Here is a 22,377-nt window from a genome sequence, read left to right on the forward strand (position 1 = left end):
TGACTCGCCCGCCCTTCCAAAGCACACATATCGGCAACACAACACGCGTCATTGCTGCGCGTGCGGGGTGACGAAGCGAGAGGATAGAGAGACATGGCACGCGAATTCGACATCGTGATCTACGGCGCGACGGGCTATACCGGGCGTCTGGTCGCCGAGCATTTGCTGCGCGAATATGGCGACAGGCCGGATGCGCCGACATGGGCGATGGCGGGCCGCAATCCGGACAAGCTGGCCGAGGTGAAGCGCGCAATCGGCGCGCCCGATTCCACCCCCACCATCGTCGCCGACGCTGCCGACACAGTCAGCCTCGACCGGATGTGCGAGCAGGCGAAGGTCATCATCACCACGGTCGGCCCCTACCAGCTCTATGGCGAACCTCTGCTCGCCGCCTGCGCCAAGAGCGGAACGCACTACGCCGACCTGTGCGGAGAGCCTGCGTGGATGCGGCAGATGATCGACAAGTATCACGAGGACGCGAAGGCCAGCGGGGCGCGGATCAGCTTCTCCTCCGGCTTCGATTCGATCCCCTTCGATCTGGGCATGCTAATGCTCCAGAAGGAAGCGCAGGAGCGCTTCGGCGCACCGTGCAAGACCGTGCGCGGGCGCGTGCGGGCGATGAAGGGCACTTTCTCGGGCGGCACCGCAGCCAGCCTTGCCGAAAGCATGAAAGCGATGGCGCGCGATCCCTCGCTCATCAAGATCATGCGTAGCCCCTTCGGCCTGACCCCGGGCTTCGACGGGCCCGACCAGCCGAACGGGATGATCCCCAAGTACGAGAGCGATCTGGGCAAGTGGGCCGCGCCCTTCGTGATGGCGCCGATCAACACCAAAAACGTCCACCGCACCAATTTCCTGCGTGGGCACCCCTGGGGCGAGGATTTCCGGTATGACGAGATGGTGCTCACCAGCCCCGGCGAGGCGGGCAAGGCGGCGGCCAACGCAGCCGCCGAGATGATGAAGAATCCGTTCGGCGCCAAACCGCCCAAGCCCGGCGAAGGCCCGACGCCCGAAGAGCGCGAGAACGGCTATTACGACGTGCTGTTCGTCGGCGAGACGGCTGCGGGCGAAACGCTGCGCTACACGGTCAAGGGCCGCTACGATCCGGGCTATGGCTCGACCAGCCGGATGATCGGTGAAACCGGGATCGCGCTCAACGAAAGCACCGCGCCGGGCGGGATCGGCACGCCGGGTTCGATCCTGGGCGAAGCTCTGGTGGAGCGCCTGCGCGAACACGCGGCGCTGACCTTCGAAGTGGAGGAATAGCGGCATGGCCTTTCTCGCATCGGTAATCGGGCGCATGCTCCTCGGCCTGATCTTCATCGTCTCGGGCATAGCCAAGATCATGCACGTATCCGCGACGGCGGAACTGATCGCGAAGGCGACTACGCTGCCCCCCTCGATCGCGCTGCCGGTCGGGATTTTTGAGCTGGTATTCGGCGTGTTCCTGGCGGTCGGGTTCATGACCCGGGTCAGCAGCGTGCTGCTGTTCGGCTTCACGCTGGCCACAGTGGTGCTGTTTCACAACAAGGTGGGCGATCCGCTGCAGGTGCAGATGGCGCTCAAGAACGTCGCCATTGCGGGCGGGTTGCTGATGGTGTTCGCCTATGGGCAGGCGCGCGGATCGGTGGATGTCTGGCGCGAACGCGACCGCGCGCGCCGGGCAGAGCTTCGCGCCGCCCGGGCGGAAGTGCGGGCGGCGGAGGAGACCGCCGCCCACTGATGCATTGCCGTCGGCTTAGAAGCTGAACCGCGCGCTGACCGACAGGTTGCGACCCGCCATCGGGATGAAGTCGCGCGTGAAGCTGGTCGCGCGGCGGCCTTCGACGTCGAAGATGTTGTCCACCTTGGCCAGCAGCGTCACGTTCTCGTTCCCGCGCAGCGGGCGCCAGGCGACCGAGGCGTTGACGTAGGTGAAGGCATCGGTGGTGCTTTCGAACGCGGGCACATCGTCCTGCTTGCCGAAGTGCTGGACTTCGCCGCGCAGCTCGATCGGGCCGGTCTTGGCAGTCAGAGCACCGGTCAGGCCGAGCGGCGGGATGCGGGGGACCGGGCTGCCGTCGGCCAGTTCGGCTTTGACATACTCGGCGCTCGCCTCGCCGGTAAGGGAGAAACCGTCGCTCTCGACGAAGGGTGCGCTGATCTGGGCTTCGAGACCGTAATAGGTCGCGTCCTGCTGCTGGTAGGCGAACAGGGGCAGGCCATCCTCGTCGCCCGCCGGCAGGACGATGCCATCATCGCCGACGAAGGATCCGGTGTTGTTGAGGTAGATGTAGTTGTCGAACCAGCTCTTGAAGCCGGTCAGGCTGAGAGTCGCAGGGCCGACATTGCCACGCACGAAAGCTTCGAGGCCCCACGCGCGTTCGACCTTGAGGTTCGTGTCGCCCAGCTCGTACTGGCCGGTCGCGACGTGCGGCCCGTCGGCGAACAGCTCCTCGCCCGCCGGGGCGCGACCGACGCGAGATCCGTTGATGCCGACGCGCAACCCGCCGATGTCGTACGACGCGCCGAGCGCCCCGGAGAGGATGTTGAAGTTGCGGTCGACGTTGAGCGGCTGGGAGGACACGCTCGACGTTTCGAAGCGGGCTGCGCCCTCGATCTGGAAGTCGCCGAAGCTCAATTCCTGCAGAGTGAAGAAGCCGTACTGCTCGGTCTGGTTGGGAGCAACGAATGCCTCCTCGCCGACCGCGGAGAAATCGCGAATGTAGAACTGCCCGCCGAAAGAACCGCGCAGCTTGCCGACCGGAGCCTGGATGAACTCCGCCCGGCCCTCGAGCCCTTCGATATCGAACACCGTGCCAACTTCCGAACCTTCGAATTCGGTGTGGGTGTAGTCGCTATAGCCCACGCGGGTCTGCAGCCGGTCGAGGAAGCCCGAGCCGAGATCGAGGTCGCCGCGGAAATCCGCGCGGTACTGCTTCAGGCCGATTGAGACGCCCGCATCGCCCTCCTCTGCGCCCCCATCCTCGTGCGCGTGTCCGGCGGCGGGGTTCTCGGGGACGCCGTAGCTGGTTTCGTAATAGCCGCCGCCAAAGCCGAAGCTGCTGCCGCCCGCGAAAAAGCCGAGGCCCGCGTTGACCGACTTGGTCTCGACGAAGGTGTTGGGGACGACACCCCGCTGGTTAGCGACCTCGCGCAGTTCGGCGGCCTCTTCCGGCTCGCCATCATTCTCGTGCTCGGTCGCATCGGCCAGCACATCGGCGCGCAACCCGTCGCTCAAAACGTAGCCGGGAACGCGGATGTCGCCGGAATTCAGATAGCTGCCGTCCACGTGGCCGACGAAACCACCACCCAGCGGCGCGTCGATCGATGCACCGACGCGGTATTCGTCGTTCACGCTGTCGTAGCTGGCGAGGCCGTCGACATGGATCGGCTCGTTCGGGATGCTGCGGGGGATGCGCTTGTCGATCACGTTTACCGCGCCGCCGATCGCCTGGCTGCCGTAGAGCAGCACGGCCGGGCCGCGCAGGACTTCGATCCGCTCGACCGTCAGCGGATCGATGCTGACCGCGTGGTCGTCGGACGTATTCGATGCGTCGAGCGATCCGATCCCGTCGTCCATCACGCGCACGCGTTCGCCGCTGAAGCCGCGAACGACCGGGCGAGAGGCACCGGGAGAAAACCCGCTACCCGAGACGCCGGGCAAGTCTTCGAGAATCTCGCCGACCTGCCCGTTCATGTTCCGCTGCAGCTCCACGCCCTCGACCACCGATGTCCCCGCCAGCACGTCAAGCTGACTGAGGCTCCGCCCTGCGGTGACAACGATGTCCGCCTGCTGGCTGGTGCGGTTGTGAAAATCGTCGCCGGTATCATCGCTGGTTTGCGCAGGATCGGCGGCGGTTTGCGCCTGGGCTGCGCCGGGAACGGCGGCGAGGACGAGCGCGAGCAACGGCAGGCTGCCGAAGGGGGAAAGCTTCATGGGGGACGATCCTGTTAGATTGTGACTTTATATCATCCGCCGCTAGAGCCTCGCGCTCGGTAGCGCAAGACCGATCTTGCGCTTCGACGGACGCAATTGCCGGTTCGTCGGAAAGCGGGACAAGCAGGATCAATCGCGTGCCCCGGCGAGAAAGACCGCACCGCGCACACCGCCAGTCGCATTGCACGAATGCGACCGACATCGAATTGTCCTGAAGAAAATGGAGCGGGCGAGGCGATTCGAACGCCCGACCCCAACCTTGGCAAGGTTGTGCTCTACCCCTGAGCTACGCCCGCTCACATGGCGTTTCCGGCAAGCTGCAAAACAGCCTCTCCGGAACGGGAAGCGGGCAAGTAGCAATGAGTTCACCCTATCGCAAGCGCAAAATCGCACAGACGGAAATGCCCTTCACATCGCCCGCCAAAGGCCCACATTGGGGCGTACTATAACCGCATCAAACCGTACGAAGGGGACCGCACTTGGCCAGCATGGGGCTCAATCTCGATGAACAGAAAGCCGTCGACCGTTTTCGGGATGATGTCGTCGAACCGTCGATGTCGAAGCTGGTGGTGCTCGACTTCTGGGCCGAATGGTGCGGGCCGTGCAAGGCGCTGACGCCGGTACTGGAAAAAGTCACGGCGGAATACGCCGACAAGGGCGTGGTGCTGAAGAAGCTCAATGTCGATGAAGAGCAGTTCATCGCCAGCCAGTTCCAGGTACAATCGATCCCGACCGTCTATGCGCTGTTCCAGGGTCGCCCCGTTGCCGACCTGACCAGCGCGCGCAGCGAAACCCAGCTTCGCGACGCGCTCGATCAGATCCTCGCCCAACTTCCCATCGGTGAAGGTGGCGGCGAACAGCCGCAGCACGACGTCGGCCAGTTCATCGAAATGGCGGAAGGCGTGCTTGCCGAAGGCGAGAACGAACGCGCGCTGGGCATCTTCGCGCAGGTCATCGACATGGCGCCCGACAATGCCGCCGCCCATGCGGGGCTGGTGCGCGCAATGGTTGCGATGGGTGAGACGGATAGAGCACGCGAGCATCTCGACAGCCTCGATCCGACACTCGCCGAAGCGCCCGAGATCAAGCAGGCACGCACCGCGATCGAACTGGCGGGCGACAAGGTCGACGATAGCGAACTGGCCAGCCTGCGCGAGAAGGCCGAGGGCGGAGACATGGACGCACGCTACGCCTATGCCGAAGCGGCCTTCGCCGCCGGTCAGCGCGATGCCGCGGCAGACGAGCTGCTCGCCATGATCGAAGCCGACCGCGAATGGAACGAGGGCGCGGCGCGGACCAAGCTGCTCCAGATTTTCGAAGCCGTCGGCCTGGAAGACCCGTGGGTCGTCGCGACTCGCCGCCGCCTCTCGAAGATCCTGTTCGGATAACGCATGCGGTTTTCCATCTTCCCATTAACCGGGGCGATCCTGTTCCCCGGCCTGCAATTGCCGCTGCATATGTTCGAGCCGCGCTACCGCGCGCTCGTCAGCGATGCGCTGGCACGCGACCGGCGGATTGCGATGATCCAGCCGAAGACGGCGAGCGAAGGCGCGCCGCTTTACGACGTCGGCTGCGTCGGCAAGATTTCCGACGTCGAGGCGCTGGATGACGGGCGTTATAACCTCGTGCTCGACGGGGAGAGCCGCTTTCGCGTCATCCGCGAGCTCGACGTCGCCACGCCCTTCCGCCAGGTCGAAGGTGAACTGATCGCCGAAGACGGCGACGAAGTGCTCAGCGGGATAGAGCGCGCCGGGTTCGAGCGAGAGGCACGTCGCTTCGCCGATGCGCAGGGCTATGCGGTGGAATGGGACGCGGTTGCCCAGCTCGACGACCAGTCGCTGATCAACGGCGTCAGCCAGATCGCACCGTTCGATTCCGCATCCAAGCAGGCGCTGCTGGAAGCACCCGACCTCGCTGCGCGGTGCGAACTGCTGATCCAGCTCATGTACTTCTTCGGACGCCAGAATGGCACCGACGACCGGGTGACCCTGCAGTAGCAGACCCGCGAAGGGTCAGATGTTGAAGGCGCCGCGCAGGCCGTCGATCACGTACTGCGCGGCCAATGCGGCGAGCAGCACGCCGAGCAGCCGGGTAATCACCGATTCCACCTTGTCGCCGAACAGGCGCATGAGCGGACCCGCGGCGATAAGCGCCAGAGAGGTGATGACGAGCACGGCGGCGAGCGCGGCGAGCACCACACCCATTTCTTCGAGCGAGGACGCTTCGTTCATCAGCAGCATGATTGCGGCGATGGCGCCCGGCCCCGCGAGCATCGGCATCGCCATCGGAAAAACGGACACGTCCTCCACTTCCGGGCTGGCGGCGATTTTCTCGGCCCGTTCCTCGCGTCGCTGGGTGCGTTTCTCGAACACCATTTCCCAAGCGATCCAGAACAGCATCAGCCCGCCCGCGATGCGGAAGCTGTGCAGTTCGATGTGCAGCGCCGCGAGGAGATCCACACCGAACAGCGCAAATACCAGCAGGATCGCGCCCGCGATCAGGCAGGCGCGCACCGCCATGTTGCGCCGCTGCTGCGCGCTCGCGCCCTTGGTCAGACCGGCATAGATCGGGGCGCAGCCGGGCGGATCGACGATCACGAAGAACGTCACGAAGGCAGAGAAGAAAAGTTCGAGCATGACGGCTAACCTTCAGGGCCGACGGGAAAGGGCGAGTGGAGGATAATCATTCGGATGGAGCAAACCGCTCCTCCACGATCTTTTCCCAGGCGCCAGAGGTAAGATAATCCGCGCGGAAATACTTGCTGCCGTCGACACGATGTTCCCAGATCCAGCGCAGCGTGCCGTCGGATGAAAGGTGAACCTCGCGCCGTGCGTCAACCGCGTCGGGCAAAGCCGGCGGGGGCGGCACGCTCTCGCCGCCACGCGGACAATCGGCCACCAGCCCCTGCACATAATCGTATGCGGTCGCGATAATCTCGTTTTCGGCGGGTTCCACCGGAGTGGGTTGCGGCACATCGTTCCCGCCCGCGTCGTACACCCAGCGATATTCGTCGTCGTATCCGCTGCGGTTCCATACGGTCACGAAGCTGCCGATATTGCCTTCCGGATCGCGGAAGCGCCCGCGACTGACCGCGACCCTGCCGTCGCAGCTCATCATCACGGTCCGCGGGGACCACTGGACCGCTTCCGCGGGATCGCTGAGCCCGGCGAGCAAGCGCTTGGCCGGAACCGGTCCGTTCCTTCCGTGAAGGATCGCATCGTCGGCGGCAAATTCGGCAAACGCCGTCCACTGCCCCTCTTCACGCGCGGCGCGGGCGAATGCGATCTCGCGCGCCACAATCAGGCTCGGCTGGGCAGCGTAGGGTGCGCTCGACAATGCACGGTCGATCTGGCTATCGCTGTAACGCGAGGGAGGGCCACCCGCGCAAGCGGTAACGCCGCAAGCGACCACAGACAGCAAGACGAGCGGCACCAGTCTCATTACAGGGCCTCCGGTGCCTCGATCCCCGCGTGGGCGTACGCGGCGACAAGCGTGTTACGCAGCAGCACCGCGATCGTCATGGGGCCGACCCCGCCGGGCACTGGGGTGATCGCGCCCGCGACATCCTTCGCGGCTTCGAAATCGACATCGCCGACCAGCCGCCCCTTGCTCTCGCCGTCCGCCGGTGCGAGCCGGTTGATCCCGACGTCGATCACCGTCGCGCCGGGCTTCAGCCAGTCCGCCTTGACCATTTCGGCGCGACCCACCGCAGCGACCACGATATCCGCACGGCGCACAACATCGGGCAGGTCCTTCGTCCGGCTATGCGCGATGGTGACGGTAGCGTTCGCGTCGAGCAGCAGCTGCGCCATCGGCTTGCCGACGATGTTAGATCGGCCGATGACGACCGCGTTCATGCCCGACAGGTCGCCGTGGCGGTCCTTCAGCAGCATGATGCAGCCGAGCGGGGTGCACGGCACGAAGCCTTCGCGCCCGACCATCAGTCGCCCGGCGCTTTCGACATGGAAACCGTCGACATCCTTGCCCGGATCGATCGCCGCGATCACCGCCTGCTCGTCGAGATCGCCGGGCAGCGGCAGCTGCACCAGGATGCCGTCGACAGCCGGATCGGCGTTCAGCCGTTCGACCACCGCGATCAGATCGGCTTCGGACGTGTCGGCGGGCAGACGATGCTCGAAGCTTTCCATGTTGGCCGCGATCGTGGCCTTGCCCTTGGAGCGGACGTAGACGTCGCTTGCCGGGTCTTCGCCGACAAGCACCACCGCGAGCCCCGCCTTGCGACCCGCTTTTTCGGCAAACGCAGCGGCGTGCGCGCCCACGCGCTCGCGCAGGTCGGCCGCGAAGGCCTTTCCGTCGATCAGCTCGGCGGTCACCCGAGGCTCCGGATGATCGAGCTGAGGATGATGAGGAAGATTTGCAGCACGATGATCAGCACCAGCGGCGAAAAGTCGATCGCGCCGGTCTGCGGCAGCCTCTCGCGAATCGGCCGCAGCACAGGATCGAGCAGCGAATTGATCGAGCGATAGACGGAGATCACGAAATCATTGCCGCGGCTGACGACGTTGAACGCGAGCAGCAGGCCGATCACGAACTGGACGATGATCAGCATCACGAACACGTTCGTGAGCAGCTCGACGATCTGGTAGATGGTATAGAGGGCTTGCATGGTGGCCCTGTCTCCTGAGGTTTCGGTTGGGCGTCTTAGGAGAGTAAGACGCCTCTGGGCAAAGGCAAGGTCGCCCTAGCCGTTTTCGGCTGCCCTGACGAGCGTACCCGCACCGCTGGCGGTGAAGAACTCGAGCAGCATGGCATGCGGCACGCGCCCGTCGAGGATGACCGCCGCCTCGCACCCATCGCGCGTGGCGGCAAGGCAGGTCTCCAGCTTGGGGATCATCCCGCCGGTGATAACGCCTTCGCTTCGCAGCGCCTCGATCTTTGCCTCGTCGAGTTCGGTCACCAGCTTGCCATCGCCGTCGAGGACGCCCGCCACATCGGTCAGCAGCAACAGCCGGGCCGCGCCCATCGCACCGGCGATCGCGCCCGCCATGGTATCGGCATTGATATTGAAGGTCTCGCCATTCTCACCCGCGCCGATGGGGGCGATCACCGGGATCAGGCCGCTGGCGGTCGCCATCGTTATCACGTTGGGATCGACCGTCTCGGGCTCTCCCACGAAGCCTAGGTCGACGATCTGCTCGATCGCGCTGTCGCTCTGGTAATCGGGGGTCCGCGTCTCGCGGCTGACCTTGCGGGCGCGGACCAGCCCTGCATCCTTGCCCGAGATGCCCAGCGCGCGGCCCCCGGCGGCGTGGATCGCGGCGACGATCTGCTTGTTGATCGCGCCCGACAGCACCATCTCGGCAATCTCGACCGTCGCCTCGTCGGTGACCCGCAGCCCATCGACGAACCGGCTTTCGACACCCAGCCGCCCGAGCATCGCCCCGATCTGCGGCCCGCCACCGTGAACGACCACGGGGTTGATGCCGACCGCCTTCAGCAGCACGACATCCTGCGCGAAGCTGGCGGCGGCGGTGTCGCCCATCGCGTGGCCGCCGTACTTCACCACGAAGGTGCGCCCGGCGTAGCGGCGCAGATAGGGCAGCGCCTCGATCAGCACGCTGGCCTTGGCGCCCGCGTCGAGCGAGGCTTCGCTTGCGGAGGGGATGGTTTCGCTCATGCCCCGCGCGCTACCGCGAACCGTGCGGTTTGGGAAGGCGGGACGCGCGCCCCGCCTCCGGATCGCGCTGTTCGCCGCGCCCTATTCGTCGGGCGTGGTTTCTGTGCTCGGCATGGCGGTCGGCGAAGCCTCTTCGGTCGGCACGGGCGTCATCGCAGTGTCGGGCGTGTCGACCGGCACCGCGTCCGGATCTTCGTCGGTAACGATCAGCTCGCCCCCGCTCTGGTCGGTGGCATCGGCCTCGTAGGTCTTCTCGTCGGCCTGCGAGCAGGCGGCAAGCCCCAGCATCGCGGCGATGGGCAAGGCGATAATGGCAGTTCGTTTCATCATCACAGGTCTCCCTTGGTAGTCGGAGCTTACTCGGCGGGCGTCGTTTCGTCGCTCGCCATCATGGCATCGTCGCTGCCTTCTGCGGTTGGCGTGGCCATGGCATCCTCGCCCGCCGTGCTGTCTAGATCGGTGTCGAGCCGTTCTTCCTGCGTGGTCACGGCATTGTCGGAAAGCGCGGGGTCATCGCCATCGGCGTTGAGGAAGACGATCACCGCGGCCACCGCCAGCAGTACGATCGCCGCGAGCCAGAACCATTTGCTCTTGCTCTTCGTCTCGATCACGTCGTCATTGGCCATTGCGGTGTCTCCTGTTGCGTTCGTGTTCCTGACATCAAGCCGCGAAGGCGCCGCGCAGTTCCGCGATCGGTTCTCCGCAGCGGTCGCCTGACACACCTGACACAGTGTCCAGGGGCGGAAAAACCTCCCCTCGCCGAGCGGTCGAAAGAGCCCGCGCGCCGGAGACATTCTGCGCAAGGGCAATGCTTTCGCCGTGCGCCGATCCTAGCAGCGCGACCCCGCTGTAGGACAGCGCCCCCACAGGGGTTCGACCGGCCGCGAGGATATTTGTGCCCTTTCGCGCATTGTTGATCTTCGGGCGCTTGGCGCTGCCGCGTTCCACGCCTGGCAGCCACCACAAGGGTGTGATGCAGATGGCTGAGGGAAACGGCTCCGAGGACGAGAAGGGCCCCGGGCAGGAAAAGTCCAACGGCAGCGACGCCGCGAAGGAGAGCGGGCACGACATCGTGCGCGAGGATCTGGACGATCACGAACGCGAGATCGTCTCCAGCCACGAAATCGCCAGCGCCAAGCTGGTCCATGAAATCATCCGCCAGCGCGGGATCGAGGAGCTGGAGCGGCCTGCGTCTGCGCTGCTGTGGTCGGCGATCGCCGCGGGCTTCGTCATCGGGCTGTCGCCCTATGCAATCGGCGCGCTGCTGAACAAGGTGCCCGACGGGCCGTGGATGCCGCTGCTGATGGCGCTCGGCTACTCGCTCGGCTTCATTGCGGTCATCTCGGGCCGGTTGCAGCTGTTCACCGAAAGCACGGTCACGGCCGTCATCCCGCTCGCGACGACGCCGTGCTGGAGCAATTTCAACCGGACGCTGCGGCTGTGGGTGATCGTGCTGGCGGGCAACATGGTCGGCACTTTCGCCTTCGCGCTGTTCGTCCACTTCAACCTCTCCGGCCAGCCGGAGATCGCGATGCATATCCGCGAGGATTCGCTCAAAGCGATCACATCGTACATGGAAAACCCGTTCCTGAAGGGCATCCCCGCCGGGTTCATGCTCGCCACGCTGGTGTGGGCGATGCCCAATCTTGAGCGGCAGGAGGTCTTCATCATCGCCGCGATCACCGGGCTGATGTACCTCGCGGGCGTCGCGCACTCGATCGTCGGCGCGGCGGAGCTGTGGGTCATCATGCTCGCCGGGGAGATCGGCGTGGCGAAGGGGCTGTTCGGGTTCCTCGTGCCCGCCGTGCTCGGCAACGTGATCGGCGGCGGGCTGCTGTTTGGCCTGCTCGCCCACGCGCAGGTGGTGCCCGAGATCGATGAGAACTACGTCTACGACAGGGACCGTCCGCGCAGGAAGCGGCGCAGGGTTCGCTAGCCGGGCGCTTGATCGATCGCGCTCACCATGCCTAGGATCGAACCGCGAAGAGGGCGCAAGGGGCAGCGACGATGAGCGAAGATAAGCGCGATACAGGGCAGCAGACGGGTGTGACGCTCTACCGCCCGGTCATCGTCGCCATACTTTACCTCGCCACCCTGTTCACCGGGTTCACTATATTGGTCGGCCTGATCCTCGCCTATGTCTGGCGCGGGGAGGAAGGCACGACCGCGTGGGAAGAAACCCACTTCACCTACCTGATCCGAACCTTCTGGATCGGGTTCTGGGTCGCGATCGTGATGGCGGCGGCGATGATCGGCAGCGCGATCGCGCTGTCCGCGGCCCATCCGGTCGGCCCGGAAGATGTCGTGATCGACGCGGACCATTCCGCGATGATCGTGGTCGTGTTCGGCGGGCTGGCGATCTGGTTCGCGCTGTTCGTGTGGTACTGCGTGCGGACGATCCGCTCGCTCGCCAATGCGGCCAGCCAGCAGGCGATGCCGAACCCGAAAACATGTCTGTTTTGAAAGGCTTGGGGCTCTGCGCGCGGTGAGCCTGCGTTAAGCATCGCTGTTCAATCTCCTTTGAGGGATCGGGCCCTATGGGGTGGGAATGGGCGATCTTGCCTCCTTCCGCCGGCCTTCCCCCCGGTCCGCTTCACGCGCGGGTGGGCGCGAACGACCCGTCGCGCCTTCGCGTCAGGCGGAGAGTTCGTCGTGGCGCGATGCTGCGCGCGGGCTCGGCATGGTGCTGCTGGTGGCCCCGGTGGCGGTGTTCACCGCAGTGTTGCTGGTCGACGGGGCACCCGAGGTGCGCGCGTCGGCAGAGGTGCCGCAGGCCGCCGCCCGGCCCCAGGTGGTGCAGTCCAGTTTCGGCCCATGCATCGGGGGAGAGCGGCACACCTGCGTGGTCGACGGCGACACGATCTGGCTCAATGATGTAAAGATCCGCATCGCGGACGTAGACGCGCCGGAGATCTACAGCCCCGATTGCCCGGCCGAGCGCGCGCTGGGCCTCCGCGCGACTGAGCGGCTGACGCAGTGGCTCAACGCCGGAGCCTTCGAAGTCCACCCCAACCCCGACGGCCGCGACGAAGACACCTACGGCCGCAAACTGCGCATCCTCGCCCGCAGCGGGACAAGCGCGGTGGCAGTGCTGGAGGCGGAAGGGCTGGCCACGCGCTGGGGCGGTCGCGGGCGGGGGTGGTGTTGAGGATTGCGAGGAAGATTATTCGTCGTCAATTTCCTCAGTCATAAGTTCCTCGGCCATGTCTTCCGCCTCAGCGGCGCGTCTCTCGCTTGCGACCCGATCCTCAGCCTCGATCCGGCCCCATTCATCGCTTGCAATCGCACGCTCCATTATGATGTTCCAAGGCTCGTTGGGCCCCTCGAGCTGACGCGCGATATCTTCCGCCATCAGGTGCGATACGCGATCCTCTTGTGTCAGCAGGATCCCGCGTTCCGCTTCGAGCATGGCGAGACGCGCATCGGGGGGCGCTGCTGCAACCTTGGCGTAGAACCGCGTCAGCCGCAGCCACGGCGCATCCTCGGTCAGCACATCCTCCGCCCAACGCGAAAAGGGACCGCCAGCAGAGCGCCACTCGCCTTCGCGCCGTTCGAGGAAGAAGAGCGCGGTCGTGTTGGCAGGGAACATGTAGCGGATACACCCTCCGATATAGCTCAGAGGATGGGCCTCTTGCAGCTCGTTAGGATCGCTGAAGACGTAGAAGCCGCGATCATTCGTTTCCTCGACCACGTACTTGCCCGAAATCGCGATCGGCCCCGGTGGCAATGCCCCCTTGATGGCCTCGATCGGTTCAATCGTGATCCATGAATCCATGGGTGAGTCATCTTGCTCGCCACCAGTCACTTTGCCGAGGAGGATGAGTTGGGCATCGGCTGCAAGTTCGAGATTCGTCGGCACGCGATAATCAGCAACGACGCTGCACGCCTGCGCTGCCGAGTGAGCGGAAATACCGGCGAAGATAGCGATGGCGGTGATTGCGGTTCTGACGAACATTTGCGGCCCTTCCTGACTGCTGGGCCGGCAGGTTAAGCAGCGGGGGTGGATACGCAAGTACCTCCGAAAAGCTCGGGCGGAACGATCCGTGCCCGTGCGGTTCGGGGAAGAGATTTCAAGCTCTGCTGCCTGCGCTCGGGCCGCTACGACGGCGCTGAGAGGCGGGATTACTGGCGGTGAGTGGTGGAGTGCTCCGGGCGGGCTGAGAGGTTGGCCTGGGGTGCCTCAAGAATTTGGCCAGGCCCTGAAATCGAGCGACTGGAGAGATACTGCTGCTAGGTTAGATAACACACCTGTCGCTGTCCAATCACGTGTCGTGTACATAGCCGACGCATCAAGGACGGTGGTTGTTATAGCAACTAGCTCAAACTTTGATACTGGATGTCTTTCCAATCCCCGGGCCACCTCGGAAATCTTGTCTGCAAGATTTCGCACCCCGGTCCACACGGAGTCTTTTTTTAAACCGCCTTTAGATTTTCTTAGCGCTGTTATTTTCGGCGAAGCTTCTGTTACCAATTCCAATATCAATTGAGTGACACGAGGGTGGATATTCGCCGACCCGGCAAGTTTAGCCTCCATTTTTACAAAGTGCTCTAAAGGCATGGGACGCACCGGAGCTTGTCGAAAGCCGCCAGCATAAATCGCGGAATTTTCGCTCGAATTGAAACCAGCACGCACGACGAATTCGTTCCAATGCCGTGAAGACATCGCACGAGAGCGGCCTTTGTACTTCCTCCAGGATAAATAGATTTCTCTTAAATTATCGTTTGACCACGCATCTCCGTTTGCCATCCCCTCGATAAAATAAGCCGCCTCACGGAAGTAACGAGATTCAACAAAGGACTCAAGCAAATAGAGCAGGCGATTAGCTTCCGCCAAAGACAGGGGCACATTCACCGCAGGCATATTATGTCCCAAACAATGTTGGGAAAGAAGCAACTGGCCTAATAGTTCAAGAAGCTCTCGGTCGACTTCCGATAGAGCAATCTGGGGCTCGTAGATGGGCAAGAATCACTCCGCCGCTTGCACGCCCCCAGCATCATCGCCGAACAGCCCCGGCCCATCGTCTTCGGTGCCATCCACCTCATTCGCGGCCTTGGCCTTCGTGCGCTTGTCGAAGGTGCTCCACACCGTGTTCCAGTCGCCCTTGGTGGCGCCCTTGGAATATTCGGTGGCGCGCTGTTCGAAGAAGTTGGCGTGCTCCACGCCGTTCAGCAGCGGGGCGAGCCAGGGTAGCGGGTGCTCGTCGATCATGTAGATCGGCTGCAGGCCCAGCTGGCCCAGCCGCCAGTCCGCGATGTAGCGGATGTACTTCTTGATTTCCTTCGCGGTCATGCCGCTGACCGGACCCATCTCGAACGCGAGATCGATGAAGTTGTCTTCCAGTCGCACGGATTTCTGCGCGATGTCGATGATGTCTTCCTTCACCGACTTGGTGTAGCAATCCCGCTCGCGCACGAATTCGTGGAACAGCCGCACGATGCCTTCGCAGTGGAGGCTTTCGTCGCGGACCGACCAGCTGACGATCTGGCCCATGCCCTTCATCTTGTTGTAGCGCGGGAAGTTCATCAGCATCGCGAAGCTGGCGAACAGCTGCATGCCTTCGGTGAAGCCGCCGAACGCCGCGAGCGTGCGGGCGATATCCTCGTCCGTGTCGACGCCGAAGATCTGCAGGTAGTCGTGCTTGTCCTTCATCTCCTCGTATTCGAGGAAGGCGCCATACTCGCTCTCGGGCATGCCGATCGTGTCGAGCAGGTGGCTGTAGGCGGCGATGTGGACCGTTTCCATGTTGCTGAACGCGGTCAGCATCATCTTGATCTCGGTCGGCTTGAACACGCGGCCGTACTTGTCGTGGTAGCAATCCTGCACCTCGACATCGGCCTGCGTGAAGAAGCGGAAGATCTGGGTGAGCAGGTTACGCTCGTGCTCCGAAAGCTTCTGCGCCCAGTCGCGGCAATCCTCGCCCAGCGGAACCTCTTCGGGCAGCCAGTGGACCTGCTGCTGTCGCTTCCAGAAGTCGTACGCCCACGGATATTCGAACGGCTTGTAGGTCTTGCGGGCTTCGAGCAGCGACATTGGTAATTCTCCGGGGCGCGTGGGCCTTCTGCGGTGGTTGCGATTCTGTCGGGTCCGACAACATAAGGAATCACAGCCGTGATTCGATAGCAAGCGGGGCGAATGGATCGGGGATAAGCGGTGCGCGGCGCTACCGCCTTTGGGCGGGGGCCGCAGCTAGCCGGGCGTTATCGCAGCAAAGAGGAAATAGAGGCCCGCCAGGATCGCGGCTCCGTATGCGAGCGCCGCGAAAAGCCCCGGCATCGAATCGCCATCGATCGATCGGAGCCAGCGCCGGTGCTCCTCGTCTTCCTCCAGCGCGGCGAGTTCGTCGGGCGACATCGCGTTGCGCTTCACTTTCTCCCATATCCACCAGCAGGCCATCAAAAAACCGATGGTGAGCATCGTGGCGGCGACGCCCCATCCCTGCCCCAGCAGATGCTCTAGCTCGTCGGCAAAGTTGATCTGGAAGACCATCAGTGCCGGGGTGCCGATCAGTATGAGTGCCAAACCCTTCAGGATGTGGCGAAGTGGGCGGGGACGCGCTCCATCGTCATGGTCGAGCGCGAGCAGATCGGCCTGATCATGATCGCCCCGCCCGATCGCACGCCGGATGCGCCAGTCGCGCAGGTGCCAGCGGCCCCACACGACAAGCCCAATACCTGCGCCGATGGCGGCGGAAATCGCGAACACCCAAAGGTCGCTCCACCCCAAGTCCGCTGCGCCGATATGCAGAGCTACGTCCTCCCCCATGGCTCGGAAGATGCCCCATCACCGCAAGGCCGACAAGCCGGGCGGCGAATACCGCCTTTAGGCGCAGGCCGGAACGAATCCCCCGCTTGCAGCATTGTTTTCATGTAAGGCGGGCCCAAGCAGGCCCTTGAAAATAAAGACAAGATTGGAGCATTTTATGTTCGAGAAGATTCGCATCAAGGAACATATGGAAGTCACCGACGCCACCGGCGAGCACGTCGGCACGGTCGACGAAGTGAAGGACGACCGTATCAAGCTGACCAAGTCCGATGCGATGGACGACCAACACCACTTCATCGCGCTCGACGCGGTCGAGAAGCTCGACGACAATCGCGTCGTGCTGAAGGACGGCACCCCGCTGCCCGTCGGCCTCGGCAACAAGGCGACGATGCCAGCATAATCGGACTTCCCCCGCGCCAGCCCTCACAGGCTGGGCAATGAGCGACCCCGGCCCGCGATCGCGCGTGCCGGGGTTTTTCGCGTGCGCTTCAGCCCCCCTGTTCAGGTGGCGGCTCGCCTAGAAAAGGCTCCGCAAAGCCTTCTCGGCCTGATCGAGACGGTCCGCCAGGCCGGGCTCCTCGTTCTCGAGCCAGGAAAGTGTGGCATCGGCAAAGGCAGCCATGCCGACATGGGCTGCCATCGTCGCCTGGGCGGCGGGAACACCCCGCTCGCGCAAGGCCGCGGCCAGTATGTCGGTCAGCGCGGCCAGTTTCGACAGCTCGCGTTCCTGGAGTGCCGGGGTCGCCGAAATTACGTCTTGCCGGGGTTTCGAGAAGGGGCGGTTGGCCTCGATCAGCTGAGTGACCGAGCCGAATGCGCGAAACAACAGGTCGAGCGGTTCGGTGCCCGGCGGAGCATCGGCAATCGACTTCGTCAGTGCGTCCGCCAGCACCGCCTGCCCGTCGAACAACACTTCCCGCTTGTCCCTGAAATGACGGAAGAACGTCCGCTCGGTCACTCCGGCGCGGTCGGCGATCTGCGCTGCCGTGGTGTCGTCGAAGCCGTTTTTCAGGAACAGCTCGACCGCTGCCTGTTGCAGGCGATCTCGGACGGTCGATCCAGAATTAGTCATGCTACCCCATTGTCAGTCACTGACATCACACCTATGTCAGTCACTGACACAACTATAGTCACGGTCGGTGTCGGGCAGCAAGGAGGTTGCAATGCGTGTATTCCTGACGGGTGCAAATGGCTGGATCGGCTCCGCTATCGCGCGCGAACTCATCGAGACGGGTCACACCGTCGTCGGTCTGGTACGATCCGCACAGAAGGGTGCGGCTCTCGCGTCGGCGGGCGGAACTGCGCTGGTCGGGTCACTCGACGATCTCGATGCCCTTCGCCGGGGCGCAGAGAATGCCGACGGCATCATCCACACCGCATTCGGGCTCGATATCTCGCGCATCGGCGAGCTTGCCGCACTAGACCGAAGGGCGATCGAGACCTTTGGAGACGTGTTTGCGGGCTCGACCCGCCCGATCATCGTTACCGACGGCTTCCTGCATTTGACGGGCGAGAAAGCGAAAGAAACCGACCGGCCCGAGATCATGCCCGAGTTTCCCCGTGCCTCGCAGCAAACCGCGTTCGCTCTGGCCGAACGCGGCATCCACGCCAATGTCGTCCGCAATCCGCGCTCGGTCCACGGCAGGGGGGAAACGCATGGCTTCGTCCCCATGCTGGCCGCCGTGGCTCGGGAGAAAGGCGTGTCCGCCTATGTGGGCGACGGCGACAATCTGTGGCCGGCGGTTCACCGGCTGGATGCTGCGCGCGTCTATCGCCTCGCGCTCGAACGCGGTGCGCGTGGGGAGGCCTATCATGCGGTCGCCGAGGAGGCCGTGCCATATCGCGAGATCGCGGAGGCGATTGGCCGGCAGCTTGGCCTGCCGGCGAGATCGCTCACTCCGGAGGAGGCGCAAGAGCACTTCGGTCCGCTGGCAATCTGGGTCGCCAACAACGGCCCGGCCTCAAGCGAGTGGACGCGGCGCACGCTTGGCTGGACGCCGGAGCAGGCCGGTATCGTGGAAGATATCGAGCGGCCCGATTACGCAGCCTAGCGATGCAGCGTACGCGTGGCGTGCCGAACCGGCACTTGCTTGATTTTGGAAAACCGAAAGCAACAGGCCCGGCCGGTGGTCCGACCGGCCGGGCAATTGCCAAGCGCCATTCAGCTGGTCGCGATCAGAACTCGCTGGCGGGGTTGGCGCGCTGCTTGTCCTGCCGCTGGCGTTCGCGCTGCTCGGCCTGTTCGCGGGCGAGGCGGAACGTCTCCTTGTAATTCGCGTCCATGATGCGCGTGTCGACCAGGAAGCTGCGGGTATATTCGACCGGGCGACCCGCCACGCTCGGCTGAAAGCCGACCTTGACCGCGAGGCCCCAATAGCAGCCTTCGTGCTGCTCGATGTCTTGCGGAGCGCGGAAATAGCGGAAATTGTTGCGCATCGGCCCGCACTTGCGCGGCAGCTTCTTGGGATACCACGCACCCATCATCTCGTTGTTGCGCGTCTCGTAAACGGGCGCATCGCCATACTTGTCCAGCAAGGCGGTCATGACAGTCGAGTAGTTGGGATAATGGTCGCGCCGGTATGAACTGTTCCGGTAGATGGCGAGCGCGCGGGGGTTCTCGCTGAAGTCGAAATAGATCGTAATCCGCTCGTAAGTGGGGCGCGTGCCCTCGTGCTCCCGCTCCGCTTCGAGATAGCGCATGTTGCCCGCGCCGCGCGCGGTCCGCCCCAGGCTCGTGCCCTTGAGGCGGAAACCCTTGTCGAGCAGTGCAAGGTTCGCCTCGCGCACCGTCATGCCCAGCTTGAGGTCGAGGATGTCCTCCTGCGGCGCCGCGTCGTAATACGGCGCCAGCACGTCGGCAAATTCATAGTCGGGTTCCTGCGCGGAGCCCGGAACCGCTCCTGCCGCCAGCAAACCCAATGCAAGCCCTGCAGCATGCGCGAATATGGTGTGAGAAAACTTCAAGGCGCCCCCCTTCCTGTGCGTCTGGGAGCATCCTACCGGCTCAGTCCGGTCATGCAAGAATGGCGGATATCCGGGCCTGCAATGCAGGCAGGATACCCGCCAAGCCGAATTTTCTTGCTACCCGCCGCACTGGCGGGGCGTGCCTCTTACTGGCAGGCGAGGCATTCCTCGTAGTCGGTCTGCTCGCCCGAGCCCGCCGCGAGTTCGTACTTCGCAGCTTCGGAGGTGTTGTCCGCCTCCACACCGCCCGCGAAGCCTGCGCGCTGCACGCTCTTCGAACGCAGGTAATACAGCGACTTGATCCGCTTCTCCCACGCGTGGAAGTGCAGCATCATCAGGTCCCACTTGTCGACATCGGCGGGGATGAAGAGGTTGAGGCTCTGCGCCTGGTCGATCATCGGCGAGCGATCTGCCGCGAATTCGAGCAGCCAGCGCTGGTCGATTTCGAAGCTGGTCTTGTAGATCGCCTTTTCCTCGGGCGTCAGGAAGTCGAGATGCTGCACGCTGCCGCCGCGTTCGAGGATCGAATTCCACACATTGGTCGAATCCTTGCTCTTCTTGGCGAGCAGTTCCTGCAGGTACGGGTTCTTCACGATGAAGCTGCCCGACAGGGTCTTGTGCGTGTAGATGTTCGCCGGGATCGGCTCGATGCAGGCCGACGTGCCGCCGCAGATGATGCTGATCGAGGCAGTCGGTGCGATCGCCATCTTGCAGCTGAACCGCTCCATCGCGCCCATTTCCTCGGCATCGGGGCAGGGCCCGCGTTCGTGCGCGAGCATCATCGAGGCTTCGTTGGCGGCGGTGCTGATGTGCTGGAACATCTTGATGTTCCACGCCTTCGCCATCGGCCCTTCGAGCGGCAGGTTCTTGCTCTGCAGGAACGAGTGGAAGCCCATTACGCCCATGCCGACCGAGCGTTCGCGGCTGGCGGAATACTTGGCGCGGGCCATTTCGGGCGGGGCGCGGTCGATATAGTCCTGCAGCACGTTGTCGAGGAAGCGCATGACGTCTTCGATGAAGCGCTTGTCGGTGTTCCACTCATCCCACTTTTCGAGATTGAGCGAGCTGAGGCAGCACACCGCCGTGCGATCGTTGCCCAGGTGGTCGCGGCCCGTGGGGAGGGTGATTTCCGAGCACAGGTTCGAGGTCGAAACCTTGAGGCCCAGATCGCGGTGATGCTTGGGCATCATCGAATTCACCGTGTCGGAGAAGACGATATAGGGCTCACCCGTTGCCAGCCGGGTTTCGACCAGCTTCTGGAAGAGGCTGCGCGCGTCGACCGTCTTGCGTACCGAACCGTCACGCGGCGATACCAGGTCGAATTCCTCGCCCGCACGAACCTTTTCCATGAACTCGTCGGTGACGAGAACGCCGTGGTGCAGGTTCAGCGCCTTGCGGTTGAAGTCGCCGCTGGGCTTACGGATTTCGAGGAATTCCTCGATCTCCGGGTGATTGATGTCGATGTAGCAGGCGGCCGAACCGCGGCGCAGAGAGCCCTGCGAGATCGCCAGCGTCAGGCTGTCCATCACGCGCACGAAGGGAATGATCCCGCTGGTCTTGCCGTTGAGGCCGACCGGTTCGCCGATCCCGCGCACATTGCCCCAGTAGGTGCCGATGCCGCCACCCTTCGAGGCGAGCCACACGTTTTCGTTCCACGTGTCGACGATACCGTTGAGGCTGTCTTCGACCGAGTTGAGGTAGCACGAGATCGGCAGGCCGCGATGCGTGCCGCCGTTCGACAGCACCGGGGTCGCGGGCATGAACCACAGGTTCGAGATATAGTCGTACAGCCGCTGCGCGTGATCCTGATCGTCGGCGTAGGCATCGGCAACGCGGGCGAACAGGTCCTGATAATTCTCGCCCGGCAGCAGGTAGCGATCCTCGAGCGTTTCCTTGCCGAATTCAGTCAGGTTCGCATCGCGCGATTCGTCGGTGACGACCTTGAACCGGCGCGGATTGACCTTCTTGCTGTCGGACGTGTCGGCAACGCTGGCCGCGACCGCCTTGGCCATGGCGTCGGCAGCGGCGCCCGCCACCAGCTCTTCCGATCCGCGATCGTCCTTGTCCATCGTAACTGCTTTCGTCTGGGCCTTGGCCGGGGTCTTCTTGGCGCGCGCGCTCTTGCGCTTCGTCTTGGTGGCGGGCCGCGTCATGTCTTCACCTGCCGTCGAGATATCGGTTTCGCCTGTGCTGAATTCCATGGTCTCGCCCCTAAATGTAGTGCCCGATGAAGCGACCTTCCCCCGCCCCATGTGCGTGCTCGCCCGCCGCGACGGGCCGCGCCCGCCAAAATCATTCACCTTCGCGCGGTTTCCGACGGAGAATCCCGATCCGCCACGCAAAGTCCGCGTAGGGAAATCCTGCCGCGAAAGGCAGCCCCTGTTGGCCCCTGCATCTCGAATGGCCGGGTGGTTTTCCGGTCCTCATCCGCATTGCGAAGGATTGCGACAATGAATCAGTGGGCCCGTACGCGCAAGGTCGAGCGGATCAAAAAGAGGCGAAATGGTTTCGCGAAGAGTCTGGACGAGACGGCAAAACCAACAGGCACGCCGATTCGCACGCATCGATCGGCAGCCATCAAACTGTGCAAAAAAAAGATGGCCTGCAAACCGGCGGGCGCAATGATGGTGACCGGGCGATGGCAATACATGCAAAAGGGCCCTCGCACCTAGGCGAGGGCCCTCAGGATTCCGGGCGGACCGAAAATTCCGATTCGGAAAAATTATTCCATTTCGTCGGCACGTTCGTTCAACGCGTCGGCCTTTTCATCGCCGATATCGTCGATCTTCTCTGCGCGGGCGTTCAGCGCGTCTTCCTGCGCGTCGGTCGGAGCTTCGTCGGCCTGCTCTTCGAGCGCAGCGGCCTGTTCGTCACCATAGTCTTCCACCGCGTCGGCCTTCTGTTCGAGCATGTCGCCCTGCTCTTCGACGGCGTCGTCCTGGCCGCAGGCGCTCAGCGCGAGCGCGGCGGCAGGCAGGGCGGCGAAAATTGCGATCTTCTTCATGAGAGTTCGTCCTTTTTGTTGCATCCACCCCGGCAAGGGCGGCTCCCCCCATCAATGGGTGAACGCCGCGATTTGGCCATAATTAGCAA

The 22,377-nt window shown here is 63.7% G+C and carries 26 protein-coding genes, 1 tRNA gene and 1 pseudogene; 11 read left to right on the plus strand and 17 right to left on the minus strand.

Annotated features, from left to right (window positions below; translation table 11 throughout):
* Positions 1-93: 93 nt before the first annotated feature.
* Both AAG591_RS14260 and AAG591_RS14265 read left to right on the plus strand, forming a co-directional pair.
* Positions 94-1,266, plus strand: coding sequence for a saccharopine dehydrogenase family protein (locus AAG591_RS14260; RefSeq protein ID WP_342532094.1), 1,173 nt, complete (start codon positions 94-96; stop codon positions 1,264-1,266).
* A gap of 4 nt (positions 1,267-1,270) precedes the next feature.
* Positions 1,271-1,723 carry a DoxX family protein gene (locus AAG591_RS14265; protein ID WP_342532095.1) on the plus strand — a complete coding sequence of 151 codons (453 nt, stop codon included), beginning with the start codon at positions 1,271-1,273 and terminating at the stop codon, positions 1,721-1,723.
* 15 nt (positions 1,724-1,738) lie between these two features.
* Here AAG591_RS14265 and AAG591_RS14270 read toward each other — a convergent pair whose 3' ends face one another.
* Entirely contained in the window at positions 1,739-3,919 is a 2,181-nt protein-coding gene (locus AAG591_RS14270; RefSeq protein WP_342532096.1) for a TonB-dependent receptor, read from the minus strand.
* A gap of 221 nt (positions 3,920-4,140) precedes the next feature.
* Positions 4,141-4,215: transfer RNA gene (locus AAG591_RS14275), tRNA-Gly, on the minus strand.
* A 192-nt stretch (positions 4,216-4,407) separates the two neighbouring features.
* Between AAG591_RS14275 and AAG591_RS14280 the strand changes: the two genes are divergently transcribed.
* Both AAG591_RS14280 and AAG591_RS14285 read left to right on the plus strand, forming a co-directional pair.
* Entirely contained in the window at positions 4,408-5,307 is a 900-nt protein-coding gene (locus AAG591_RS14280) for a tetratricopeptide repeat protein (RefSeq protein WP_342532294.1), read from the plus strand.
* A 3-nt stretch (positions 5,308-5,310) separates the two neighbouring features.
* The gene (locus AAG591_RS14285) at positions 5,311-5,916 is read left to right on the plus strand and encodes an LON peptidase substrate-binding domain-containing protein (RefSeq protein WP_342532098.1); all 606 of its coding nucleotides are present in this window, start codon (positions 5,311-5,313) and stop codon (positions 5,914-5,916) included.
* A gap of 15 nt (positions 5,917-5,931) precedes the next feature.
* Here AAG591_RS14285 and AAG591_RS14290 read toward each other — a convergent pair whose 3' ends face one another.
* From AAG591_RS14290 to AAG591_RS14320, 7 genes are all read right to left on the minus strand, one after another.
* Positions 5,932-6,555 carry a MarC family protein gene (locus AAG591_RS14290; protein WP_342532099.1) on the minus strand — a complete coding sequence of 208 codons (624 nt, stop codon included), beginning with the start codon at positions 6,553-6,555 and terminating at the stop codon, positions 5,932-5,934.
* A 46-nt stretch (positions 6,556-6,601) separates the two neighbouring features.
* Positions 6,602-7,360 carry a hypothetical protein gene (locus AAG591_RS14295; RefSeq protein ID WP_342532100.1) on the minus strand — a complete coding sequence of 253 codons (759 nt, stop codon included), beginning with the start codon at positions 7,358-7,360 and terminating at the stop codon, positions 6,602-6,604.
* On the minus strand, positions 7,360-8,253 hold the full coding sequence (gene folD, locus AAG591_RS14300; protein ID WP_342532102.1) for a bifunctional methylenetetrahydrofolate dehydrogenase/methenyltetrahydrofolate cyclohydrolase FolD: 894 nt from the start codon (positions 8,251-8,253) through the stop codon (positions 7,360-7,362). The genes AAG591_RS14295 and folD overlap by 1 nt, the downstream gene beginning before the upstream one ends.
* On the minus strand, positions 8,250-8,546 hold the full coding sequence (locus AAG591_RS14305) for a YggT family protein (protein ID WP_342532103.1): 297 nt from the start codon (positions 8,544-8,546) through the stop codon (positions 8,250-8,252). The genes folD and AAG591_RS14305 overlap by 4 nt, the downstream gene beginning before the upstream one ends.
* Before the next feature lie 75 nt (positions 8,547-8,621).
* On the minus strand, positions 8,622-9,557 hold the full coding sequence (gene argB / locus AAG591_RS14310; protein ID WP_342532105.1) for an acetylglutamate kinase: 936 nt from the start codon (positions 9,555-9,557) through the stop codon (positions 8,622-8,624).
* A gap of 81 nt (positions 9,558-9,638) precedes the next feature.
* On the minus strand, positions 9,639-9,887 hold the full coding sequence (locus AAG591_RS14315) for a hypothetical protein (RefSeq protein WP_342532107.1): 249 nt from the start codon (positions 9,885-9,887) through the stop codon (positions 9,639-9,641).
* A gap of 26 nt (positions 9,888-9,913) precedes the next feature.
* Entirely contained in the window at positions 9,914-10,183 is a 270-nt protein-coding gene (locus AAG591_RS14320; protein WP_342532108.1) for a hypothetical protein, read from the minus strand.
* Positions 10,184-10,536: 353 nt separating this feature from the next.
* On the opposite strand from AAG591_RS14320, the gene AAG591_RS14325 reads away from it, so the two are divergent.
* The 3 genes from AAG591_RS14325 to AAG591_RS14335 all read left to right on the plus strand — a co-directional run bounded on the left by AAG591_RS14325 (position 10,537) and on the right by AAG591_RS14335 (position 12,705).
* Positions 10,537-11,493 carry a formate/nitrite transporter family protein gene (locus tag AAG591_RS14325; protein ID WP_342532109.1) on the plus strand — a complete coding sequence of 319 codons (957 nt, stop codon included), beginning with the start codon at positions 10,537-10,539 and terminating at the stop codon, positions 11,491-11,493.
* Positions 11,494-11,564: 71 nt separating this feature from the next.
* A complete protein-coding gene (locus AAG591_RS14330; protein WP_342532110.1) occupies positions 11,565-12,020 on the plus strand; it encodes a DUF4870 family protein in 456 nt (151 codons plus the stop codon).
* An 85-nt stretch (positions 12,021-12,105) separates the two neighbouring features.
* Entirely contained in the window at positions 12,106-12,705 is a 600-nt protein-coding gene (locus AAG591_RS14335; RefSeq protein WP_342532111.1) for a thermonuclease family protein, read from the plus strand.
* A gap of 15 nt (positions 12,706-12,720) precedes the next feature.
* Here AAG591_RS14335 and AAG591_RS14340 read toward each other — a convergent pair whose 3' ends face one another.
* Positions 12,721-13,512, minus strand: a complete 792-nt coding sequence (locus tag AAG591_RS14340) for a hypothetical protein (RefSeq protein WP_342532112.1) — start codon at positions 13,510-13,512, stop codon at positions 12,721-12,723.
* Positions 13,513-13,607: 95 nt separating this feature from the next.
* Between AAG591_RS14340 and AAG591_RS15205 the strand changes: the two are divergent.
* Positions 13,608-13,670: pseudogene (locus AAG591_RS15205) on the plus strand (hypothetical protein); the annotation flags it as partial.
* A 67-nt stretch (positions 13,671-13,737) separates the two neighbouring features.
* On the opposite strand, the gene AAG591_RS14345 reads toward AAG591_RS15205, so the two are convergent.
* From AAG591_RS14345 to AAG591_RS14355, 3 genes are all read right to left on the minus strand, one after another.
* Complete coding sequence (locus AAG591_RS14345) at positions 13,738-14,520, minus strand: hypothetical protein (RefSeq protein ID WP_342532113.1); 783 nt, start codon at positions 14,518-14,520, stop codon at positions 13,738-13,740.
* A gap of 3 nt (positions 14,521-14,523) precedes the next feature.
* Positions 14,524-15,588: a ribonucleotide-diphosphate reductase subunit beta gene (locus tag AAG591_RS14350; RefSeq protein WP_342532114.1), complete on the minus strand. Its 1,065-nt coding sequence runs from the start codon at positions 15,586-15,588 to the stop codon at positions 14,524-14,526.
* A 156-nt stretch (positions 15,589-15,744) separates the two neighbouring features.
* Entirely contained in the window at positions 15,745-16,320 is a 576-nt protein-coding gene (locus AAG591_RS14355; RefSeq protein ID WP_342532115.1) for a hypothetical protein, read from the minus strand.
* Positions 16,321-16,477: 157 nt separating this feature from the next.
* On the opposite strand from AAG591_RS14355, the gene AAG591_RS14360 reads away from it, so the two are divergent.
* Entirely contained in the window at positions 16,478-16,720 is a 243-nt protein-coding gene (locus AAG591_RS14360; protein ID WP_342532116.1) for a DUF2171 domain-containing protein, read from the plus strand.
* A gap of 117 nt (positions 16,721-16,837) precedes the next feature.
* On the opposite strand, the gene AAG591_RS14365 is transcribed toward AAG591_RS14360, so the two are convergent.
* Positions 16,838-17,392 (minus strand): TetR family transcriptional regulator, encoded by a 555-nt coding sequence (locus AAG591_RS14365; RefSeq protein ID WP_342532117.1) that lies wholly within the window; start codon positions 17,390-17,392, stop codon positions 16,838-16,840.
* Between the two features lie 91 nt (positions 17,393-17,483).
* On the opposite strand from AAG591_RS14365, the gene AAG591_RS14370 reads away from it, so the two are divergent.
* Positions 17,484-18,371: an SDR family oxidoreductase gene (locus AAG591_RS14370; protein WP_342532118.1), complete on the plus strand. Its 888-nt coding sequence runs from the start codon at positions 17,484-17,486 to the stop codon at positions 18,369-18,371.
* 124 nt (positions 18,372-18,495) lie between these two features.
* Here AAG591_RS14370 and AAG591_RS14375 read toward each other — a convergent pair whose 3' ends face one another.
* Positions 18,496-19,284 (minus strand): hypothetical protein, encoded by a 789-nt coding sequence (locus AAG591_RS14375; RefSeq protein ID WP_342532120.1) that lies wholly within the window; start codon positions 19,282-19,284, stop codon positions 18,496-18,498.
* Positions 19,285-19,430: 146 nt separating this feature from the next.
* Complete coding sequence (locus AAG591_RS14380) at positions 19,431-21,485, minus strand: ribonucleoside-diphosphate reductase subunit alpha (protein WP_342532121.1); 2,055 nt, start codon at positions 21,483-21,485, stop codon at positions 19,431-19,433.
* Positions 21,486-21,734: 249 nt separating this feature from the next.
* Between AAG591_RS14380 and AAG591_RS14385 the strand changes: the two genes are divergently transcribed.
* Positions 21,735-21,956: a hypothetical protein gene (locus AAG591_RS14385; protein ID WP_342532122.1), complete on the plus strand. Its 222-nt coding sequence runs from the start codon at positions 21,735-21,737 to the stop codon at positions 21,954-21,956.
* A gap of 50 nt (positions 21,957-22,006) precedes the next feature.
* Here the strand turns inward: AAG591_RS14385 and AAG591_RS14390 are convergent, their stop codons facing one another.
* Positions 22,007-22,288 (minus strand): hypothetical protein, encoded by a 282-nt coding sequence (locus AAG591_RS14390; RefSeq protein ID WP_342532124.1) that lies wholly within the window; start codon positions 22,286-22,288, stop codon positions 22,007-22,009.
* Between the last annotated feature and the right edge of the window lie 89 nt (positions 22,289-22,377).

The organism is Citromicrobium bathyomarinum, from assembly GCF_038594485.1.
GTDB classification, from domain to species: domain Bacteria; phylum Pseudomonadota; class Alphaproteobacteria; order Sphingomonadales; family Sphingomonadaceae; genus Alteriqipengyuania; species Alteriqipengyuania bathyomarina_A.

Coding starts and splice junctions, on each gene's coding strand:
- AAG591_RS14305 (WP_342532103.1), bottom strand. CDS start 8,546: ATGCAAGCCCTCTATACCATCTACCAGATCGTCGAGCTGCTCACGAAC.
- AAG591_RS14330 (WP_342532110.1), top strand. CDS start 11,565: ATGAGCGAAGATAAGCGCGATACAGGGCAGCAGACGGGTGTGACGCTC.
- AAG591_RS14315 (WP_342532107.1), bottom strand. CDS start 9,887: ATGATGAAACGAACTGCCATTATCGCCTTGCCCATCGCCGCGATGCTG.
- argB (WP_342532105.1), bottom strand. CDS start 9,557: ATGAGCGAAACCATCCCCTCCGCAAGCGAAGCCTCGCTCGACGCGGGC.
- AAG591_RS14270 (WP_342532096.1), bottom strand. CDS start 3,919: ATGAAGCTTTCCCCCTTCGGCAGCCTGCCGTTGCTCGCGCTCGTCCTC.
- AAG591_RS14390 (WP_342532124.1), bottom strand. CDS start 22,288: ATGAAGAAGATCGCAATTTTCGCCGCCCTGCCTGCCGCCGCGCTCGCG.
- AAG591_RS14350 (WP_342532114.1), bottom strand. CDS start 15,588: ATGTCGCTGCTCGAAGCCCGCAAGACCTACAAGCCGTTCGAATATCCG.
- AAG591_RS14385 (WP_342532122.1), top strand. CDS start 21,735: ATGAATCAGTGGGCCCGTACGCGCAAGGTCGAGCGGATCAAAAAGAGG.
- AAG591_RS14335 (WP_342532111.1), top strand. CDS start 12,106: ATGGGCGATCTTGCCTCCTTCCGCCGGCCTTCCCCCCGGTCCGCTTCA.
- AAG591_RS14370 (WP_342532118.1), top strand. CDS start 17,484: ATGCGTGTATTCCTGACGGGTGCAAATGGCTGGATCGGCTCCGCTATC.
- AAG591_RS14340 (WP_342532112.1), bottom strand. CDS start 13,512: ATGTTCGTCAGAACCGCAATCACCGCCATCGCTATCTTCGCCGGTATT.
- AAG591_RS14285 (WP_342532098.1), top strand. CDS start 5,311: ATGCGGTTTTCCATCTTCCCATTAACCGGGGCGATCCTGTTCCCCGGC.
- AAG591_RS14295 (WP_342532100.1), bottom strand. CDS start 7,360: ATGAGACTGGTGCCGCTCGTCTTGCTGTCTGTGGTCGCTTGCGGCGTT.
- AAG591_RS14380 (WP_342532121.1), bottom strand. CDS start 21,485: ATGGAATTCAGCACAGGCGAAACCGATATCTCGACGGCAGGTGAAGAC.
- AAG591_RS14365 (WP_342532117.1), bottom strand. CDS start 17,392: ATGACTAATTCTGGATCGACCGTCCGAGATCGCCTGCAACAGGCAGCG.
- AAG591_RS14325 (WP_342532109.1), top strand. CDS start 10,537: ATGGCTGAGGGAAACGGCTCCGAGGACGAGAAGGGCCCCGGGCAGGAA.
- AAG591_RS14355 (WP_342532115.1), bottom strand. CDS start 16,320: ATGGGGGAGGACGTAGCTCTGCATATCGGCGCAGCGGACTTGGGGTGG.
- AAG591_RS14320 (WP_342532108.1), bottom strand. CDS start 10,183: ATGGCCAATGACGACGTGATCGAGACGAAGAGCAAGAGCAAATGGTTC.
- AAG591_RS14290 (WP_342532099.1), bottom strand. CDS start 6,555: ATGCTCGAACTTTTCTTCTCTGCCTTCGTGACGTTCTTCGTGATCGTC.
- AAG591_RS14280 (WP_342532294.1), top strand. CDS start 4,408: ATGGGGCTCAATCTCGATGAACAGAAAGCCGTCGACCGTTTTCGGGAT.
- AAG591_RS14360 (WP_342532116.1), top strand. CDS start 16,478: ATGTTCGAGAAGATTCGCATCAAGGAACATATGGAAGTCACCGACGCC.
- AAG591_RS14260 (WP_342532094.1), top strand. CDS start 94: ATGGCACGCGAATTCGACATCGTGATCTACGGCGCGACGGGCTATACC.
- AAG591_RS14265 (WP_342532095.1), top strand. CDS start 1,271: ATGGCCTTTCTCGCATCGGTAATCGGGCGCATGCTCCTCGGCCTGATC.